The sequence below is a fragment of the [Clostridium] ammoniilyticum genome, from assembly GCF_025566905.1.
Taxonomy (GTDB): Bacteria; Bacillota_I; Bacilli_A; order Erysipelotrichales; family Coprobacillaceae; genus Faecalibacillus; species Faecalibacillus intestinalis.
Genome location: NZ_JAOQJR010000008.1, coordinates 1 through 19,668 on the forward strand (window position 1 = coordinate 1; position 19,668 = coordinate 19,668).

The window sequence follows — 19,668 nt, forward strand, 5'->3', positions numbered from 1 at the left end:
AAGAAGAATCTGGTAATGATAGCATGATGGACACACCTGTACCCATTCCGAACACAGAAGTTAAGCATCATCGCGGCGAAGATAGTACATTGTGCGAAAATAGCTCGTTGCCAGTTCCTTCTTTTTTTTTATGTTTTTACATACTATTAATAATAAGTTCAAATTTGAATGCTATTATTTTATTGTTTTTTGTGGCTAGCTAATAGGGTAAAATTCTTGATTATATAGTTTCAAAAATAAAAATATGTTATAATAGATTGGGTGATGTTTTATATGAAAATTAAATTATATTTTGGAATGGAAAAGGCTATTAAGAAGTCTGGAATAGGTCGTGCGTTTTACCACCAAAAGAAAGCTTTAACATTAAATAATATTGAATTTACGACTGATAAAAATGATTTGGATTATGATATTTTACATATTAATACAATCTATCCTGATAGTATTTCAATGATTAAACAGGCAAGAGAAAATAATAAGAAGATCATTTATCATGCACATAGTACAGAAGAAGATTTTAAAAATTCTTTTATGTTTTCTAATACCTTTGCTGGTCTTTATAAAAAATGGCTTGTGTATCTTTATAATTCAGCTGATGTTATTATTACACCAACGCCATATTCTAAAAGCTTATTAGAGTCATATGATTTAAATAAGGAAATATATGCGATTTCTAATGGTGTAGATGTTGCACAGTTTAATCCAACATCTAAACAAATTAATGAGTTTACGCAACAGTTTCATATTTCTGAAGAGGATAAACTTGTTATATCTGTAGGATGGCTTTTTGAAAGAAAAGGATTTGATACTTTTGTAGAAGTTGCAAGAGAAATGCCTCATGTAAAATTTATGTGGTTTGGAGATGTTAGATTATCCAATCCAACATCTAAGATAAAAAAATTACTCAAAGAATTACCAAAAAATTTAATATTACCAGGATATGTTAGTGGAGATATTATTAAAGGTGCTTATGGTAGAGCAGATGTTTTTTTCTTTCCATCACGTGAAGAAACAGAAGGAATTGTTGTTTTAGAAGCTTTAGCTTGCAAAACACAAATATTATTAAGGGATATTCCTGCTTTTGATCCATGGATGCAAGACCAAGTTAATTGTTATAAGGGGAAAGCAAATCAAGACTTTATTGATTATATTAATAAAATTATTAATCACGAATTACCTTCGACAGTAGAAGAAGGTTATAAAGTTGCTAAAGAAAGAGATTTATTACTAATAGGAAAACAATTAAAAGAGGTATATGAAAAAGTTGAATCTCTTTAGAGGATAATATTATGGATAAAAAAAATATAAAAAAATACATACTAAATGTAGCTATTATTCTAATAGTTGGTGGATTATCAATTTATTTTTCAATTGGTAATCAATTAGAAGGAACGATTAAATCGTTAAAACATTGTCATTTAGGGTGGCTATTGGTTGTTGCTATTTTAATGTGTATTTTTTATTTAATCAATGCAATGAATTTGACACTTTTTGCTAAAGTATATAAAAAAGATTATACCTTAAAACAAGGAATCGTAAATGCAATGGCCGGTATTTTCTTTAATGGAATCACGCCAATGGCCTCTGGTGGACAATTTTATCAAGTATATGCTTTTAATAAACAAGGAATCAAAGCAACTTATTCGTCTAGTATTTTATTAATGATTTTTATTGTCTATCAAAGTGTATTGGTTGTGTATACATCTATCATTATGCTTTTAAAATTTGTTTATTTTAGTAAATTGTATTCTGGTTTTTTTTCACTAGCATTTATTGGATTTATTATTAATTTAGTGGTTATTTCTAGTTTATTTTTAGGAGCTAAGTCTGAAAAACTTCAAAATTTTTTAAGTAATAATGTTGTTAAAGTATTAGCAAAATTACATATAGTGAAAAGCTATGAAGAGGTAAGTTCTCAAATTGAAAGAAAATTAGAAAACTTTAGAATCGAACTTAATTTATTACAAAAAAACAAACCAATATTACTTAAATCAATAGGATTAAATGTATTAAAATTGACAATTCTTTATAGTATTCCATTTTTTTGTTCTCTTGCAATGAATGTTCCTCTTTCTTGGAGACATTTCTTTGATTTAATTGGAATTACTGCTTTTGTTTATTTGATTTCAGATTTTGTACCATTACCAGGAGCAAGTGGGGGTAGTGAAGGTTCGTTTTATATTTTACTTCGTTACTTTTTAAAAGGAGCGACATCAGCAACTTTACTTGTTTGGAGATTTGCTACTTATTATGCTGGTCTTATTCTTGGAGGTCTTACAATGTCATTTAGTAGAGAACTTAATTTTGCAACAAAAAATGATAAAAAAGAAATTACAGAAAATGATCAAATAATCGTTATAGAAGATATAGAAGAAATTGAATTTGATGATTTTAAAAAATAGGAGGTCTTTATGAAAATAGCACTTTTTTCAGATACATACATACCTGATATTAATGGTGTTGCTACATCAACAAATATTTTACGAAATAAACTTGTAGATTTAGGACATGACGTTTTAGTTGTAACAAGTGAACTTCCAAGTGATACAACTTATGATGAAAGCCTAGATGATCAAGTTTTAAGAGTGCCAGGATTAGAAATACAAGCTCTTTATGGCTACAGGGCATGTAATATTTTTTCTTTTAAGGGTATGAAAGAAATTAAAAGATTTAATCCAGAGGTCATTCATGTTCAAACAGAATTTGGTATTGGTATTTTTGGAAGAATTGCTGCAGAATATTTAGATATTCCTGTTGTTTATACGTATCATACTATGTGGACAGATTATTCACATTATATTAATCCAATCAATTCTGAAACAGTAGATACTGTAGTCAAAAAAGTAATTACAAAAATTAGTAAATTTTATGGAAATAGTTGCCAAGGATTAATTGTTCCTTCAAATAAAACAAAAGATGCTTTAATCCATTATGGTTTAAAACAAAAAAATATTTATACGATTCCTACGGGATTAGAACTTGAACGTTTTTCAGTTAATAATAAAAACAACGAATTATGTCAAAGTTTAATAGAAAAATATCATTTACAAAATCATTTTGTTCTTACATTTTTGGGAAGAATTGCTCCTGAAAAAAGCATTACGGTTATCATAGATGCTTTAAAAAAAGTTGTCGCTATTAATGATAATATTCGTTTTTTAATTGTTGGGGGTGGACCACAATTAGAAGAGTTAAAAGAATATGTAAAAAATGATCATATTGAACCATATGTTATTTTTACAGGGCCTCAAAGTGGTGAAATGGTTCCAGCTCATTACCATATTTCTAATATGTTTATTTCAGCATCTTTATCTGAAACACAGGGATTGACTTATATTGAAGCAATGGCATCTTCTATTTCTGTTATTGCTCGTTATGATGATCAACTTGTAGATGTTATTGATGATGGAAAAAATGGTTTTTTCTTTAAAAATGAAGATGAATTGCCAAAACTTATATTAAATGCTATGGAAATGGATTTAGATGTTTTAAAAGAAAATGCATTAAAAAAAGCAAATGAGTATAGTGGAGAAACATTTGCTAAGAAAGTATTAGAAGTTTATAAGCAAGCCATTCTTATTAAAGAATACACTTATACAGTTGTTTCGATATTTCCCATAAAGAATAATAAAAATGAGGTTTCATTTACTTATGATGAAAATGAAAGTGCTGTAACATTAGAATTATCAGATAAAGTAATAGATCAATATGAACTGTATCGAGGGAAAACAATTGATAGAAATCAGTTTAATACACTTAAAGATCACGAACAAATCAGTAGGGCATATAACAAAGCCTTGAAGTATTTATCTATTAAAGATTATACTGAACAACAAATGAGAAAGAAATTAATGGATTCTGGAGATTATGATGATGCTCAACTTGATACTACTATTCAACTTTTATCAGAAAAAAATTTAATTAATGATAAAATGTACGCAATGAATTATTTTAAAAGATGTACACGTTTGGGAATAGGACATAACAAAGCAATTTATAATTTAAGAAATTATGGTGTTGATACTGAGATAATAGATACATGTTTAGAAGAACTTGATGATGATGAAGAATATCAAGCAGCGATGCTTTTAATCAATAATTATTACCAAAGAAACAGCACGATTTCTTATCGTAACATTCAAAGAAAAATTAAAGAAAAATTATTTTTAAAAGGATTTACGAATGATGTTATTGATAAAGCAATGGCAGAGTATGATTTTGAATATGATTTAGAGAAAGAAAAATTAGCTTTAGAAAAAGACTATTTAAAAGCATCTCATCGCTATGAAAAAAAATTAGAAGGAAAAGATTTAAGAAACAAAATAATTGATACATTGTTAAAAAAAGGATATAATTACGAAGATATTAAGAATATTCTAGAAGTTAAGGAGAATAATGATGAATAAAATAGCAAGTTTAAAACCTGGTGATGATGGTGTTTTAATTGAAGCATTAATTAATCATGTTGTATCAGGAAAAACCAATGGAGCACATCGCTCAACGTATTTATCTATGACATTACAAGATGATACAGGATCTATTGATGCTAAGTTATGGAATGCTAGTGAAGAACAAGTACAAACTTTAGTAAAAGGTTCAGTTGTTCAAATAAAAGGTGATGTTATAAAATATAATGAAGATAGACAAATGAAGATTGTAAAGATTCATTTAGCGTCACAAGATGATAAAGAACGTATTAAATTTTTAAAACAAGCACCATTGGATAGTCAATTTATGATCAATGAAATTAAAAAGTTTATTGATCAAATAGATAATTTAAAATTACATCAATTAGTAAAAACATTATTTGAAGAAAATATTGAAAAATTATCTTATTATCCAGCAGCTAGCAAAAATCATCATGAATATGTTTCAGGATTGGCTTATCATACGTATGGAATGTTAAAAGTTGCAGAATCATTTTGCACTTTATATCCGACGCTTAATAAAGATCTATTATATTCTGGAATCACATTACATGATTTAGGAAAAACAATTGAATTAAGTGGTCCTGTTGTTCCAGAATATACGTTAGAAGGAAAATTATTAGGTCATATTTCTATTTCAAATGCGATGATTAAAGAAACTGCTAATAAACTTCATATTGAAGGAGAAGAAGTAACTTTATTACAACATATGATTTTAGCACATCATGGAAAAAATGAATATGGTTCACCTGTTCTTCCGCAAATCAAAGAAGCAGAAATTTTATATTTAATTGATAATATAGATGCTCGTATGGCGATGATGGATAAAGCTTTAGAAACCGTTGAATATGGAAAATTTACAAAACGTGTATTCTCATTAGAAAATAGAGCGTTATATAAACCAAAGATGTATGAAAAGTAGCAAATGCTACTTTTTATATTTTTTCAAAATTTGAAAAAAATAGAATAGAAAATGACGTAAAATCAAGGGTTTTGAGCGATTAAATGTTACTAAATGTACCTAATTAGTAACAAATTAGTAACAAAAATCACACCTTGATTTTATTTATTTCTACGAATAATTTATTGATGATCGTATCAGTGTAAGTATCAAAAGTAATATCTTTCATTTTATGTCCAAGAATTCTTTTTCTACTAAAAACATCAACGTTATTTAATTGACACAAAGTAGTAAATGTAACTCTTGTATCATGCATGGTATGATTCATGTTTAATTCTTTCATATATGGATTGAAACTAGCATCTTTAAAAACACTATATGTATTATCAATAATTCTTTTTCTTTTCTTTAGCAGCAATTCAATTACAAAAGGTTTGATAAAATCATGGATTGGAATAACTCTGTTTCTTCCTGCATCTGTTTTTAAACCAGTAAAGAAATACGATACTTTTCTTTCAACACCATCATCATTACAAACTTCATCAATATGAATGTCTTTTCTATCGATATTAAGCAATTCATTTGCTCGTAGTCCACTAAAAATATAAATAAGTATAATTTTAGCTATGTCGGTGTTTTCTTCCCTCAAACACTTAATTTCATCATATGAGAAGGCATAATGCTTTTTACTTTCTTCATTCTTGCCACAATTAATAAATTCTGTATAATCATCATCACGATTAATATATTGATGAATAACTGCGTATTTGAAAATTTTAATACAAAGTACCTTCATATGATTTTTTGTTCCTGAACCACATTTATCATTATCAAAAATAAACTGTAAATCTTGTAAGTCAATGTCATTGATTTTTCTATCATATATTTGTTTGAAATGTTTGATCCATGAATTATATCCAGCTTTCGATGATTTTGATAACAATGAAAACTCTTCTTCATTTAAAATATCAAAGATTCCTTTAAATGTTGGTATGTTATCTCTTTTAGCTTGTATTTTGTTGTATAAGTCATTATTCAACTCTTTAGCTTCATTTTTTGTTATTTCTCTATTAGAAGTCATATGATAAAGAGATAGAGCATTTAAAGCTTCTAGTTCAGTTTCAAAGGTACCAATGGTTACTTGTTTCTTTCTACCAGTAATCAAATCTCTATCATTGCTTAAAATTCTTGCACAGTAGGGCTTTCTTCTCTTTCCTGATAATTTAACTACTGTTCCTGAATTATTCGGTCTACGCTTATATGTTGTTTTTCTAGCCATAATAAAAACACGTCCTTTCAATTATATTTGCCTTGAACGTGCTCTATATGGTAAAATTGAGTACGTAAAAGGACTTTAGCGAGTTTCTTTTTATTTAAGGTATTGGTAGTACCTTATTTTTACTCTCCTGTTGGTAGCAGGGGAGTTTTTTATTTGTAAATTGAATTAATATCAAATATTAGTTATACTTATATCAAAGAAAGGTGGTATAAGTATGAGTGAGATGAATATATATTTTTTAGTGTTTATTATTTCTATAGTCATTAATTTAATTTGTGGTTTTTACTATTCAATAAAACTTTTTAAAGAAAAATTGAAAGGAGCTAAAGAAGATGATCAAGATTATTTTAATTAGCTCTATAATATCAATATTGACGACTATGCTTTTTGTAAATTTTTTTAATTTGGTTATTAAATATGGATTAGATGAAATCAACAACAAACACTAACAAAATTTGAACCCAGTTGAGTAAGTTCAACACGATATTTATCCATTCTTAAATGACCCTTTTCTTTTTTTGATATTTCCTCGAACGTCTTATAATTGTCCCTTTGTCTAAATGACTCATATGCTTCATCAAAGCAGACAATGTCTTTTCTTACTGTAATTAGCTTGAGCCGTTCTAAATTATCGATAGACGCTATTACATCAAAATTAGAATAATTTTCATTTCCTGGTAATGCAAACATATCAGGTACAAATGGAGACAATGTTGAATTATCTTCATGAACCTCAAAAAACTTTGCATAAGGTAAAGTATTAGCACTTTTTATCATCACAAGTATTTCAGCATCTAATGAATTTAATTGCTGAATTATTGAAACAAAAGAAGGGTGAATTTGATGTTCTTTATTTTTGTCAAAAGATGAGGCTAAAAGTTTTCCAAACATTTCTTTGTAGTTTGGTTCTTCAAAATATGTAAATAAACTATCGATGACAGGAGCAACAATATTTACAGATAAATCTTTTTTGTCTTTGTCATCAATTTTATTGAAATTTTCAAGAAAGATGTTCATTGTATCTTTTACATTATCTTCTTGTTCTTTTTTTGTTTCTTCACCTCAATACGGTGAATTTGATAATTTGACTTTTAAATAATTTGCTAGACCTTTTCCAAGAAATTCAGCGGAAGGACCTAATAATTTATTTAAAACACCTTCACCTGTTTTACCTACTGTTTTTATTGCTTGTTCTTCTAATGTTGACATTTTATACATCTCCTTACTTCTTGATTTTCTTTGCTATCTTGCTTAATACACAAACTTCTTTTTGGCTGTCTAGTATTTTATCAACTAACTTGTCGTAGGCTCTATTTTTTTCTTCTAGTTTTGTACGTAATGCATCGTTTTCTTTCTTTAAATAAGATATTTGACGTTTTAAATCATCAGTACTTTCTTTTTCTTTTAAAATCGTTTTTATATCTGTAAATAAACTTCTTTTACAGTTATTTATATGGTCTGTGATTTGTTGATTTTGCTCTTTTGCAGCTTTTTGATCATTATAATTTATCACATATACAATAAATGAAAATGCTAACGATAAAAGCGATATAGCTAATGATACTTGTGAAGAATTAAATTCTTTTTTTGAGGTCCATACAGTAACTAAAATTATGATCGCCCATATTACATATATTACAGAAGTAAATACAGCTCCAAGTGAGACATAGTCTGAAAATGTTTTTTTCTTGTTATCTTGTTTTTTCATTCGTATTCCTCCTTTGTAAAATCGGTGTAGAATTAGCATTTCTTTGATAATGATTCCTTTATTTTACAAGTTTCTCTATATTGTTCAGCATCAGGAACTTCATTAAATTCTATTAATTTTTCATGATTAGCTTTAACTACTTCTTCAATTTCTTTTAATGAAACTTTAAAAAATTCTTTTCGGCCATTGATCATATTTACTTTTCTATCATCAAAAGCTTTATGTAAAGCATTTTCAAGTGATGGAGCGTCATCGCTAAAAATCATAGCATGGACATCAAACTTAAATGGAACTGAAGCGTCTCCTAGTTCATCCACACGATCCATAGGCTCTAACCTTCTTGTCATTCCGATTTTGTATATTCCTTCACCAAATGAACCGATATTAGAAATAACATACACATAACCAGCACGTTTATTTGCTTCTCTATAATCGATGCTTTCTAGATTTTTACTAATTTCGGCTAATTTTTCATCTATTTCATTTATTTTTAATTGGATATCATTTTTTTCTTCATTAGTTGAGCATTTTTCTAATTGTTGAATAAATTTTTCTTTTGCATTTTCATAATGCTTCTTTTCTTTAGTAATAGATTTTCGCGCTTCTTCAATTTCTTTTTGTAACTTAGCTTGTTCACGTTCTTCTTCTCTAGCAGCTCTCATAGCCTCTTTTTCTTCCTGCTTTTTACAATTGTACTCATGTACTAGATGAAGTTCATCAATTTTTAGCTTTAAATATTTATAAGAAACAGATATTTTGGTTCTTTGATTAAGCTTATCTAAGGCTTTAGCACATTTTTTAATACGTTCTTCGATTCTATCAAAATTATTAAATTTTACTTTTGAAATCAATGAATCACATTCGTTATTAAATGCTCTTAAATACATTTTCATGTTATCATTATTCATTGCTCGACCTTTTGCTAAACTTCCATCTAAAGTCCAACTGTCAAAATAGTTAAGAGCAGTTTTATTTTTTATCATTTCTTTTTGTTTGTTTCTATTTTCTTTGATTTTTGTGGCATATTCTTCAGAATTCATACAATTGTATTTAGGTGTATAAATGCCAAAGTCCATTACATCAAGATCTAAATCCAATCGCTTGATTTCTTCTTCTTTTGCTTTAAGCTCAAATACTGCACTATTAATCTCTCTTTTAACATCCAATAACTCTTCATTTTTTTCTTGAATATCTTTTTCTACATCAAGTTTAGTTTGTTGAAGTTCTTTGATTTCATTTTGAATATCAAATAGCTCTTTTGCGTCTAATTGTTCAATTTTAGAAAGATATTCAGCATTTTCTTTTTCTAATTCTTCAATACGTTTCAATTCTTTTTTATTGAATAATCCCATTGGTTAATCCTCCCAATCAAAATCTTTTATATTACTTTTTGTTAAATGCTTCCTTGAATGCAACTGACAATAGCTCAATCATTTTGTCTAGATCTTCATCCGTCATATTATCAGAAGCTTTTCTGATAGTACGAATAACTTGCTCTTTTTTCGAAAAATTATTTTCAAAGTTCTTTTGTTCAATTGCGTTTTGAAGCGATAAAAATTTTTCTACTCTAGTATCATCATCTTCATCAGGCCAATAATCACAAGGAATATGCAATGTAGCTAACAGCTTATTAATATTTCTAATATTTGAATATCCAGTCAAATAATTCATATCTACATTAAAGAAATCAGCAAACAATTCTAATGTTTCCATATTCGGCTCTCGTTTTCCTTGTTCGTAATTAGCAAGTGTACTTCTTCCAATACCAATATTTTCTGATAATTCTTGTTGAGAAATTCCTTTTTCTAATCTAAGGCTTTTTATTCTATCTGCCATTATATTCATGGTATCATCCTCCTACTTGAATTATAACACGTTTTGAAACATTTACAACAAAAATGTTTCATTTTGTGTTGACACATTATGAAACGAATGCTATGATAATTGTGCGGACACAAAATGAAACAACAGAGGAGGTGAAACAAATGCCGTCGAATACTAGAATAGGAGAAAGATTAAAAAACCTAAGAAGAAAAAGAGGACTTACGCAAAAAGAAGTCTCAAAAATGGCAAAAATATCAGTAGCAGCAGTTACTAATTATGAAGCAGGTAAAAGAATTCCGCGTGATGAAGTAAAAATTAAGCTTGCCAAAATATATGGTTCAACCGTAGAAGATATTTTTTTTAAATAATATGTTGCAATTTGAAACATCAAAAGGAGGCATAGGATGGAAGAAAAAATAAAAGCTCTTGAAAATAGGGTTCAAGAACTTGAGAAAGATATTACAAAGTTACAGTTAACAGTTATCGCTAATGAAAAGTCAATTAAAAATAATTCTATTTCGATATCGTTTCTAGCAGTAACAGTAATCCTTTTATCCATGAGGCTAATGTGGGGATGATTTGGATAAAACCTGTAATTAGACCAATAAGAGTTAAACACATTGCTAATCTAGATTGCTTTGATGATGAAATTGCTTCTTCACGTATTAGAGCAATTAATTCGTTTTGTTTTTTAATTAATTCGGTTTGCTGGTTAATCATTTCTGATTGTTTATTAACCATATCAGTCATTAATTTTATTTGCTTTTCTTGATTAGGAACAATAGGTGCTGGTTTTATTTCAGGAAGTTTTGGCATTTCTATTGATGGGGTTGAGCGAAAACTATCAAAGTTTGGAACATCAAGTTTTGGAATATCAACCTTCGGGATGTTAAATTTCATTATTTTCACCTCACTTTCTAATTAAATTTCAATACTGGGGAGCATTGATAACTTAATTATAAAGAAAGAGATGAAAGAAGTCGAAAACAATTAAATAAATTACTGATCATCCAGGAGCCAATCTCATCTCCTGAACAATTAGAAAAAAGTCATATAAATCAAATAATAACGATGGTCCTAACATTGTGAAATTAATCATTTTAAATAACACGAGGTTGGTTCCTTGGTGGTCAGTAGTAGAAGGGAGAAAATTTATGGAATGGATATTAAGAATTTCAATACTAGTTAATTTCTTACTTGCTATAGGTTGTATTTATTTGGCAAGAGAACGTAACTGGTATAGAAAAAGTTGGTATGAATTAGCAAATCGTTTAGTTCAAAGCAGAAAGAGAGGTGCAGAAACATGGAACTATCAACAAGAGGATTAGTAACGATTATCGTTGCATGTTGTTTTGTTGCTGATTGCTTAGCTATTTTAGTTAGAACATTACTTTGAAAGGAGGTGAAAGGATATGGTAAAGCCTGTAAAAATTCCTTGGTATGGTGATAGTGAGTACGCTAAACGTATTATCAATGAAATGAATCAAACATCATTTAAAGATACTGATCTAAAAGCAAAGTTCTTTACAAAGACAGTAGGCAAAGGACTTCTAGAATGTGAAGAATACTACATTGTTATTACAAGAGGTGATGATCATGAATGATAAATTCAATATCTCAATTGAAGAAGTAATGAAGATAACTCACAAAAGCAGGGAGTTCATAATCAATGCTATCCAACAAGGTACATTTCCTGGAAGTGTTGATGCTTCAGGGAAGAGAAGAAATGTACATATTCCTAGAAAAGCATTTGAGGATTATATGAATCATTTCAATAAAAGTCCTAGTGAAGAGTTGATTATTGCATTACTTAATTCTTTAAATGAAAAAAGTGCCCTTTATAAGGACACACAACATAGCACATAAATTATAAACGAATTCAGGAGGAATTGCAAATATGGTGAGATTAAGTCAAAAAGCGCAAGTAACATTGTTTGGAATTTGCGTAGCAGGTCTAATCTTTGGTGGAGCTGGTTATGCTCAAGCTAAATCAGTAGAAGCAAAGTATGAAGAACAAAGTAAACAAATTGAGTTGTACAAGGATGAACTCAATGATATGCAATGTCAGCTTCAAGAATATACAAAGTACAAAGCAATGTACGAGTGTATTGCAGTTGAAAAGGACCAACTACAAAAAGAAGTTGAAGAACTTCAAAAATGAAAAGCACTTGGCCAGTTTACCATAACATATTATTGGCCAGGAGAAGACATCTATGGAAGTTTAACTTCTACAGGTGCAATTGCCAAAGAAGGAAAAACCATTGCGGTAGATCCTTCAATCATTCCTTATGGTTCAACAGTTTTGATAGATGGAAAAGAATATTTAGCTCAAGACTGCGGAGGAGCTATCAAAGGAAACAAAATTGATATCTTCAGTGAATATCCAAAACAAGAAAGATATCAAGTAGAAATATACATCAAGAGGGAGAAATAAAAATGGATAAGTTTCTAGAAAGTATTATTCAAGCTGCTAAAGATGCGGGTGCAAAAGATATTGAAGTAGCAAAAATCAGTGGAAAGGATTTAATTTTTGAACCTGAAGGAAAGCCTGAATTGAACGTTATCAGATTGCTTTCTACAGTTTACTATGATGAAGATGACGATCTTATTCTTAAAATGAATGCAGGATTAGGAAGTAGCGGAAATATTTTCTTAAGTGAAGCATACGGTATTTCAGAAAAACAAGTAAAGGATATTTATAAATCAGCAACAAATGAGTTCGAAAAATGTACGAATACATTAAAAGAGCTTATTGAAAATAAAATTGAAGAAATGGACAAAGGGGAAAGTAAAGATGTCAGTGAAGATTAATGCATTAGAGTTAGAAAATGTTAAAAGAATTAAAGCCGTCAAGATAGACCCAACACAAAATGGTCTAACAATCATTGGTGGGGATAACAATCAAGGTAAAACTTCGGTACTTGACAGTATTGCATGGGCATTAGGTGGAGATAGAAATAAACCTAGCAATGCTGTAAGGGAAGGTTCAACAATTCCGCCTTTATTAAAAGTTACTTTAAGCAATGGAATCATTGTTGAAAGAAAAGGAAAGAACAGTTCCTTAAAAGTTACTGATCCATCAGGTAAAAAAGCTGGCCAAACATTATTGGATTCATTCATTGAACAGTTAGCACTTAATTTACCTGCATTTATGAATAAATCCAATAAAGAAAAGGCAAATGTTTTGCTAAATATCATTGGTGTTGGAGATCAATTGGCTGTATTCAATCACAAAGAAAATGAGCTTTATCAAGAAAGATTAACTGTAGGACGTATTGCTGACCAAAAAGCAAAATTTGCTAAAGAACAATTGTTTTATGAAGGAGTTCCTGCAGACATAATCAGTCCTCAAGAATTGATTAATCAGCAACAAGCTATTCTTGCCAAAAATGGTGAGAACCAAAGAAAAAGAGAAAAGGTTACTCAATATGAGTATCAAGTTAAGACATTAACTGATGAAGTAGCTCGTCTTGAACAAATGCTTCAAAAAAAAAATGAAGAGTTGAATAAGGCAACTTACGATTTAAGCATGTCCAAGACTGATGCATTGGATTTACAAGACCAATCAACTGATGAATTAGAAAAGAACTTGGCTGAAATTGAAGAAGTCAATCGCAAAGTTAGAGCTAATCTAGATAAAGAAAAAGCTGAAGAAGAAGCTAAAGGTTACAAAGTTCAATATGATAATTTATCACTTCAAATTGATGAAGTTCGTAAACAAAAATATGATCTATTGAACAATGCTGATTTACCACTACCTGAATTAAGTATTGATGATAATGAATTAACTTATAAAGGTAAAAAATGGGACAGTATGAGTGGCAGTGACCAATTAAGAGTTTCTACTGCTATTGTTCGTAAATTGAATCCTGATTGCGGTTTTGTCTTATTAGACAAGCTAGAACAAATGGATCTAAAAACTTTAACAGAGTTCAATGCATGGCTTGAACAAGAAGGATTGCAAGCTATTGCTACAAGAGTTTCTACTGGTGATGAATGTTCAGTTATTATCGAAGATGGATATGTTAAAGAAGATGTTCAATCAGCAGTAGAAAGTAGTAAAACACAATGGAAAGCAGGTGAATTCTAATGAATTTTGAAATTACTGAAGGAGTAGTAAACGGTGCTCAAAAAGTTGTTTTCTATGGACCCGAAGGGATTGGAAAAACAAAATTTGCATCAAAATTTCCTGATCCAGCATTTATTGATACTGAAGGTTCTACTAAAAAATACAATGTAAGAAGATTACCTAAACCAACAAGCTGGCAAATGTTAATTGATGAAGTTAAATCAGTTATCAACAATCGTCCTTGTAAAACACTTGTTATCGATACTGCTGACTGGGCCGAAAGATTATGTACAGAAGCTGTCTGCTCAAGACATGGTAAATCAGGAGTAGAAGAATTTAGATATGGTACTGGCTATACATATGTTGCGGAAGAATGGGGAAGATTTCTAAATCTTCTCCAAGATGTAGTAGATGTGGCCAATATCAATGTTGTTCTAACAGCACATGCAATTATTCGTAAATTTGAACAACCTAATGAAATGGGAGCTTATGATCGTTATGAGTTGAAGCTAGGTAAAAAGACAACAGCACAAACTGCTCCAATTACTAAAGAGTGGGCTGATATGGTTTTGTTTGCCAACTACAAAACATTCAGTGTGGCAGTTGATGATAAAGGTAAAAAACATAAAGCTCAAGGTGGCCAACGTGTTATGTACACTACACATCATCCATGTTGGGATGCAAAAAATAGAGATGATCTACCTGAAGAATTGCCACTTGATTATTCAGCAATTGCTCATTTATTCAATAATCAAACAAATGTAACACCAACTGTAGCTGTTCCACCTGTTACAAATACAACACCTCAACAACAACCGGTTGTCGAAGAAATCAAAGTTGAAAAAGAATTGCAACAAGGTGGTATTCAAGAAACGGTGCTAACTGAAAATGCAAATGTAGTACAACAAGCAGTTGAAAGTAAATTACCAAAAGCTTTGAAAGACTTAATGAATCAAGCTTTAGTTACTGAAAAAGAAATTAGAAGAGCAGTAAGCATGAAAGGCTATTATCCTGAAGATACACCTGTTGAAAATTATGATCCAAACTTTATCAATGGAGTATTGATAGGAGCATGGCCACAAATTTTAGAATTTATTAATACAAATGTAAGAGAATTTTAGGAGGAAATATAAATGGATAACAGAGGAATTGATAACGGACACGAATTAGATTGGGATGGAGTCATTGAAAGTGATGGTGAGTTTATCATCCTACCACCTAATGATTATGATTTTGTAGTCAAAGGAATGGAAAGAACAAGATTTAATGGTTCAGAAAAAATGCCTGCTTGTAATCAAGTAACTGTAGACATTGCTATTGATTACAATGGGCAAGAAGTAATTATTAAACATAAATTATTCCTTCATTCAAAAGTGGAAGGTTTATTGAGTGCTTTCTTTAGAGGAATCGGCCAAAAGAAAAAAGGTGAACCATTAAGAATGAACTGGCCATCAGTTCCTGGGTCAACTGGAAGATGTAAAATCGGTACAAGAACTTATAACGGAAATGAATACAATGACATCAAAAAATTCTATCCAAAAGATGAAGCACCTCAAAAACCAGCTTTTAGTGCAGGACAATTCTAATGGAATTAAGACCATACCAAAAAGAGGCACACGATTCGATATTTGAAGAATGGAACAAGGGAGTCCAAAAGACTCTCTTGGTTTTGCCTACTGGATGTGGAAAAACGATAGTCTTTGCGGAAGTTGCTAAAGACTGCGTTAAACTAGGGGATAGAGTTCTTATTATGGCACATAGAGGGGAGCTGTTAGATCAGGCAAATGATAAGATTGCTAAATCTACAGGTCTTAAATGTGCTGTTGAAAAAGCAAGTGAGACTTGCATAGGAAGCTGGTTCAGGATTGTTGTCGGTTCCGTTCAAACGTTGCAAAGAGAAAAACGTTTAGAACAGTTTCCTAAAGATTATTTTGACACGATTATTATTGATGAAGCGCATCATTGCTTAAGTAGTGGCTATCAAAAAGTTTTAGAATATTTTGATACAGCTAAAGTTTTAGGTGTAACTGCTACACCTGATAGAGGAGATATGAAAAATTTAGGAAGCTACTTTGAAAGTCTAGCTTATCAGTACACATTGCCAAAAGCTATCAAAGAAGGCTATCTAACACCTATAAAGGCACTTACGTTACCGCTAAAGATGGATTTGTCCGGGGTCGGAGTTCAGTCTGGTGACTTCAAGGTAAGTGATATAGGGACTGCGTTAGATCCATACCTTGAACAGATAGCTCAAGAAATGAAAAAGTATTGTAAAGATAGAAAGACAGTTGTTTTCCTACCTTTAGTAAAAACTTCTCAAAAGTTTAGAGATATTCTAAACAACAATGGATTTAAAGCTGCTGAAGTCAATGGAGATAGTAAAGATCGTGCAGAAGTATTAAAAGATTTTGAAAATGACAAATACAACGTCTTATGTAATTCAATGCTTCTAACTGAAGGATGGGATTGTCCATCAGTAGATTGCATTATCGTTTTGCGACCAACGAAGGTGAGAAGTCTTTATTCACAAATGGTCGGTCGTGGTACTCGTCTATGCAAAGGCAAGGACCACCTATTACTACTAGATTTCTTGTGGCATACGGAACGTCATGAACTGTGCCATCCAGCCAACTTGATTTGTGAAAATGAAGAAGTGGCCAAGAAAATGACACAAAATTTAGAAACAATGGCAAGTTCAGCACTTCCTGAAGATGTACTTGAAGCGATAGATATAGAAGAAGCTGAAGAACAAGCTGTAAGTGATGTCGTTGCTCAAAGAGAAGAATCACTTGCTAAACAGTTAGCTGAAATGCGAAAAAGAAAAAGAAAACTTGTTGATCCATTGCAATTTGAAATGAGCATCATGGATCAAGACTTACAAAGTTACGTTCCTACATTTGGTTGGGAAATGGCACCAGCAAGTGAAAAACAAATAAAAGCATTAGAAAAATATGGAATCTATCCTGATAGTGTAGACAATGCAGGAAAAGCAACATTGCTACTTGATAGATTACATAAAAGACAAGAAGAAGGTTTAGCAACACCTAAACAAATAAGACTTCTTGAAAATAAAGGATTTAAACAAGTAGGCACATGGTCATTTGAATCAGCTAGAAAATTAATCAATAGAATAGCTGCTTCAGGGTGGAGAGTTCCTAATGGAATAGATCCAGCAACTTATAAAGAAGGAGATTAACAATGGAGTATACAACTGATTTATTAGAAATACTGAATAATATAGATCCTTCTTTGCTTGACTATCAGGAATGGTGCAATGTTGGAATGGCACTCAAATATGAAGGTTATACAGCAAGTGACTGGGACTACTGGAGTCAACTTGATTCTAAAAGATATCATAAAAATGAATGCTATAGAAAATGGGAGTCTTTTACTGGTTCAGGTGTAACAGGCGGAACTATTGTTCAGTATGCTAAAAATCAGGGGTGGGTCCCACCAATAAAAGAAAGTGGCCATGAACTTGATTGGAATGATGTTATTGATAAAGATGAACAGGTCATAGTTGATAAGAATTGGATTGAAGGGAAAGAGGTCAAAGAACCTCTTAACTGGAATCCAGTAGCTGAATTGATTACTTATCTGGAAACGCTTTTTGATTCTACTGAAAATGTAGGATATGTAACTAAAACATGGCTTAAAGATGAGAAACATTTGCCAACACAAGGATGTTGGGATAGAACAGCAGGAAAACTTATACAACAGTTGAATAATTGCAAAGGTGATATCGGTGCAGTTTTAGGCGACTACAACGAAGAAGCAGGTGCATGGATACGATTTAACCCGTTGGATGGAAAAGGCTGTAAGAACCAAAATGTGACCGATTTTAAATATGCTCTTGTAGAAAGTGATTCAATGGTAATTGAAGAACAAAATGCAGTATTGAGAGAATTAGAACTTCCAATAGCTTGTTTAGTTCATTCAGGTGGTAAAAGCCTACATGCAATTGTAAAAATTGAAGCTGCAGATATGAAAGAATATCGTAAGCGTGTTGATTATCTCTATAACATTTGTAAAAAAAATGGATTAGATGTTGATACTCAAAATAGAAACCCTTCAAGGCTTTCAAGAATGCCGGGGATTACAAGAAAAGGAAGAAAGCAATTTCTTGTTGATACTAATATTGGTAAAAGTTCATGGGATGAATGGTATGAATGGATTGAAAGCATCAATGATGATTTACCTGATCCTGAATCATTGAGCGAATTTTGGGATGATATGCCTCAACTTGCACCACCATTAATAGAAGGAATTCTAAGACAAGGACATAAAATGCTTATTGCTGGACCTAGTAAAGCAGGTAAGTCATTTGCATTGATTGAGATGTGTATCGCGATTGCTGAAGGAACAAAATGGTTTGGATGGCAGTGTGCTCGAGGAAGAATATTATACGTCAATTTGGAGTTGGATAGACCATCATGTTTGCATAGATTCAAGGATGTTTATAAAGCGCTTGGCATCAAGCCTAATTCTTTGTCTAATATCGATATTTGGAATTTAAGGGGTAAATCTATTCCTATGGATAAACTTGCTCCTAAATTGATTAGAAGAGCTTCTAAAAAGGATTATATAGCAGTAGTCATAGATCCAATCTACAAAGTTATTACTGGAGATGAAAACAGTGCTGACCAAATGGCTAATTTCTGTAACCAGTTTGACAAGATTTGTAATGAGTTAGGTACATCAGTAATCTATTGCCATCACCATTCGAAAGGTTCTCAAGGTGGTAAAAGAAGTATGGACCGCGCTAGTGGTTCAGGTGTATTTGCACGTGATCCTGATGCTTTACTAGATTTAATTGAATTGGAACTAAATGAATCACATTACAAACAGTTAAGAAATATGAGTGCATGTAGAGTTTGTGTCGATTACTTAAAAGAACATAAACCTGAACTTTTAAATGAACTATCTCAAGATGATGTCTTATCACAAACTATCATGATTGATTTTTGTAAAAGTAAACTTGGCCATGACTACTACAAAGAACTTGATAATCTTGTCAATGAAGCACGTTCAAAAGCTACATCAATTACTGCATGGAGAATTGAAGGAACATTGAGAGAGTTCTCAAAGTTTCCGCCAGTTAACCTTTATTTTAAATATCCAGTACATGTATTGGATGAAGATGGGGCACTACAAGATATTGATCCTGATGATATAAAACCTCAATGGAAAAAAGCAAAAGAAGCTAGAAAGTCTCCTCAAGATAAAAAGAAGGAAAGAATGAATTCTTTAGAAATAGCGTACGAAGCTTTGAAAGTAGATGGTGAAGTAACTGTAAAAGCACTTGAAGAATACTTTACATTAAGTAAAAATGCGGTAAAAAATCGCGTAAAAGAGCATCCTGATTTTACAATTGATAATGGTGTTGTCATTCGAAATTAGGGTGTCAAAAAACATAAAATGACACTGATAGATATCAGTCAAAAAACATGTTATTTGACT

Annotated in this window: 23 protein-coding genes, 1 rRNA gene and 1 pseudogene; 18 read left to right on the forward strand and 7 right to left on the reverse strand. The window is 30.8% G+C overall.

Translation table 11 applies throughout. The annotated features are described in order from the left end of the window. The first annotated feature begins 8 nt into the window (after positions 1-8). From rrf to OCV55_RS08475, 5 genes are all read left to right on the forward strand, one after another. Positions 9-116, forward strand: a 5S ribosomal RNA gene (gene rrf, locus OCV55_RS08455). A 157-nt stretch (positions 117-273) separates the two neighbouring features. Then, positions 274-1,278: a glycosyltransferase family 4 protein gene (locus OCV55_RS08460; RefSeq protein ID WP_147580351.1), complete on the forward strand. Its 1,005-nt coding sequence runs from the start codon at positions 274-276 to the stop codon at positions 1,276-1,278. Positions 1,279-1,289: 11 nt separating this feature from the next. Continuing rightward, positions 1,290-2,402, forward strand: coding sequence for a lysylphosphatidylglycerol synthase transmembrane domain-containing protein (locus tag OCV55_RS08465; protein WP_147580352.1), 1,113 nt, complete (start codon positions 1,290-1,292; stop codon positions 2,400-2,402). Positions 2,403-2,411: 9 nt separating this feature from the next. Then, the gene (locus tag OCV55_RS08470; protein WP_147580353.1) at positions 2,412-4,406 is read left to right on the forward strand and encodes a glycosyltransferase; all 1,995 of its coding nucleotides are present in this window, start codon (positions 2,412-2,414) and stop codon (positions 4,404-4,406) included. Beyond that, a complete protein-coding gene (locus tag OCV55_RS08475) occupies positions 4,399-5,349 on the forward strand; it encodes a 3'-5' exoribonuclease YhaM family protein (RefSeq protein ID WP_032090254.1) in 951 nt (316 codons plus the stop codon). Before OCV55_RS08470 ends, OCV55_RS08475 begins: the two co-directional genes overlap by 8 nt. 127 nt (positions 5,350-5,476) lie before the next feature. On the opposite strand, the gene OCV55_RS08480 is transcribed toward OCV55_RS08475, so the two are convergent. Further along, positions 5,477-6,607: a tyrosine-type recombinase/integrase gene (locus OCV55_RS08480; RefSeq protein ID WP_147580354.1), complete on the reverse strand. Its 1,131-nt coding sequence runs from the start codon at positions 6,605-6,607 to the stop codon at positions 5,477-5,479. Between the two features lie 214 nt (positions 6,608-6,821). On the opposite strand from OCV55_RS08480, the gene OCV55_RS08485 reads away from it, so the two are divergent. Further along, positions 6,822-6,962 (forward strand): hypothetical protein, encoded by a 141-nt coding sequence (locus OCV55_RS08485; protein WP_267309872.1) that lies wholly within the window; start codon positions 6,822-6,824, stop codon positions 6,960-6,962. Positions 6,963-7,039: 77 nt separating this feature from the next. Here OCV55_RS08485 and OCV55_RS08490 read toward each other — a convergent pair. The 5 genes and pseudogenes from OCV55_RS08490 to OCV55_RS08510 form a co-directional block, all read right to left on the reverse strand. Next, positions 7,040-7,633, reverse strand: a pseudogene (locus OCV55_RS08490) (DUF4393 domain-containing protein); the annotation flags it as partial. A gap of 36 nt (positions 7,634-7,669) precedes the next feature. Further along, positions 7,670-7,816, reverse strand: coding sequence for a hypothetical protein (locus OCV55_RS08495; RefSeq protein ID WP_267309873.1), 147 nt, complete (start codon positions 7,814-7,816; stop codon positions 7,670-7,672). Positions 7,817-7,829: 13 nt separating this feature from the next. Further along, positions 7,830-8,315, reverse strand: a complete 486-nt coding sequence (locus tag OCV55_RS08500) for a hypothetical protein (RefSeq protein WP_147580356.1) — start codon at positions 8,313-8,315, stop codon at positions 7,830-7,832. A 32-nt stretch (positions 8,316-8,347) separates the two neighbouring features. After that, positions 8,348-9,667, reverse strand: a complete 1,320-nt coding sequence (locus OCV55_RS08505) for a DUF4041 domain-containing protein (protein ID WP_147580357.1) — start codon at positions 9,665-9,667, stop codon at positions 8,348-8,350. Positions 9,668-9,698: 31 nt separating this feature from the next. After that, on the reverse strand, positions 9,699-10,160 hold the full coding sequence (locus OCV55_RS08510; protein ID WP_147580358.1) for a helix-turn-helix domain-containing protein: 462 nt from the start codon (positions 10,158-10,160) through the stop codon (positions 9,699-9,701). 140 nt (positions 10,161-10,300) lie between these two features. Here OCV55_RS08510 and OCV55_RS08515 point away from each other — a divergent pair, with 140 nt between their 5' ends. Continuing rightward, positions 10,301-10,507 carry a helix-turn-helix transcriptional regulator gene (locus OCV55_RS08515; RefSeq protein WP_147580359.1) on the forward strand — a complete coding sequence of 69 codons (207 nt, stop codon included), beginning with the start codon at positions 10,301-10,303 and terminating at the stop codon, positions 10,505-10,507. A 145-nt stretch (positions 10,508-10,652) separates the two neighbouring features. On the opposite strand, the gene OCV55_RS08520 is transcribed toward OCV55_RS08515, so the two are convergent. Continuing rightward, positions 10,653-11,039 (reverse strand): hypothetical protein, encoded by a 387-nt coding sequence (locus OCV55_RS08520; RefSeq protein WP_117480977.1) that lies wholly within the window; start codon positions 11,037-11,039, stop codon positions 10,653-10,655. Between the two features lie 254 nt (positions 11,040-11,293). Here OCV55_RS08520 and OCV55_RS08525 point away from each other — a divergent pair, with 254 nt between their 5' ends. The 11 genes from OCV55_RS08525 (at position 11,294) to OCV55_RS08575 (ending at position 19,608) form a co-directional block, all read left to right on the forward strand. Further along, complete coding sequence (locus OCV55_RS08525; RefSeq protein ID WP_267309874.1) at positions 11,294-11,467, forward strand: hypothetical protein; 174 nt, start codon at positions 11,294-11,296, stop codon at positions 11,465-11,467. Positions 11,468-11,551: 84 nt separating this feature from the next. After that, positions 11,552-11,743, forward strand: a complete 192-nt coding sequence (locus OCV55_RS08530) for a hypothetical protein (RefSeq protein ID WP_147580360.1) — start codon at positions 11,552-11,554, stop codon at positions 11,741-11,743. Continuing rightward, positions 11,736-12,005, forward strand: coding sequence for a helix-turn-helix domain-containing protein (locus tag OCV55_RS08535; protein WP_147580361.1), 270 nt, complete (start codon positions 11,736-11,738; stop codon positions 12,003-12,005). Before OCV55_RS08530 ends, OCV55_RS08535 begins: the two co-directional genes overlap by 8 nt. A gap of 31 nt (positions 12,006-12,036) precedes the next feature. Next, positions 12,037-12,300 carry a hypothetical protein gene (locus OCV55_RS08540; protein WP_147580362.1) on the forward strand — a complete coding sequence of 88 codons (264 nt, stop codon included), beginning with the start codon at positions 12,037-12,039 and terminating at the stop codon, positions 12,298-12,300. A gap of 99 nt (positions 12,301-12,399) precedes the next feature. Beyond that, entirely contained in the window at positions 12,400-12,573 is a 174-nt protein-coding gene (locus tag OCV55_RS08545) for a 3D domain-containing protein (protein WP_267309886.1), read from the forward strand. Between the two features lie 2 nt (positions 12,574-12,575). Next, positions 12,576-12,950: a hypothetical protein gene (locus OCV55_RS08550; RefSeq protein ID WP_147580363.1), complete on the forward strand. Its 375-nt coding sequence runs from the start codon at positions 12,576-12,578 to the stop codon at positions 12,948-12,950. After that, the gene (locus tag OCV55_RS08555; RefSeq protein ID WP_147580364.1) at positions 12,934-14,229 is read left to right on the forward strand and encodes an AAA family ATPase; all 1,296 of its coding nucleotides are present in this window, start codon (positions 12,934-12,936) and stop codon (positions 14,227-14,229) included. Before OCV55_RS08550 ends, OCV55_RS08555 begins: the two co-directional genes overlap by 17 nt. Further along, positions 14,229-15,329 carry an ATP-binding protein gene (locus OCV55_RS08560; RefSeq protein WP_147580365.1) on the forward strand — a complete coding sequence of 367 codons (1,101 nt, stop codon included), beginning with the start codon at positions 14,229-14,231 and terminating at the stop codon, positions 15,327-15,329. Before OCV55_RS08555 ends, OCV55_RS08560 begins: the two co-directional genes overlap by 1 nt. A 12-nt stretch (positions 15,330-15,341) precedes the next feature. Continuing rightward, the gene (locus tag OCV55_RS08565; RefSeq protein ID WP_147580366.1) at positions 15,342-15,794 is read left to right on the forward strand and encodes a DUF669 domain-containing protein; all 453 of its coding nucleotides are present in this window, start codon (positions 15,342-15,344) and stop codon (positions 15,792-15,794) included. After that, the gene (locus tag OCV55_RS08570) at positions 15,794-17,404 is read left to right on the forward strand and encodes a DEAD/DEAH box helicase (RefSeq protein ID WP_147580367.1); all 1,611 of its coding nucleotides are present in this window, start codon (positions 15,794-15,796) and stop codon (positions 17,402-17,404) included. Before OCV55_RS08565 ends, OCV55_RS08570 begins: the two co-directional genes overlap by 1 nt. 2 nt (positions 17,405-17,406) lie before the next feature. Further along, the gene (locus tag OCV55_RS08575; protein ID WP_147580368.1) at positions 17,407-19,608 is read left to right on the forward strand and encodes an AAA family ATPase; all 2,202 of its coding nucleotides are present in this window, start codon (positions 17,407-17,409) and stop codon (positions 19,606-19,608) included. Positions 19,609-19,668 lie beyond the last annotated feature (60 nt).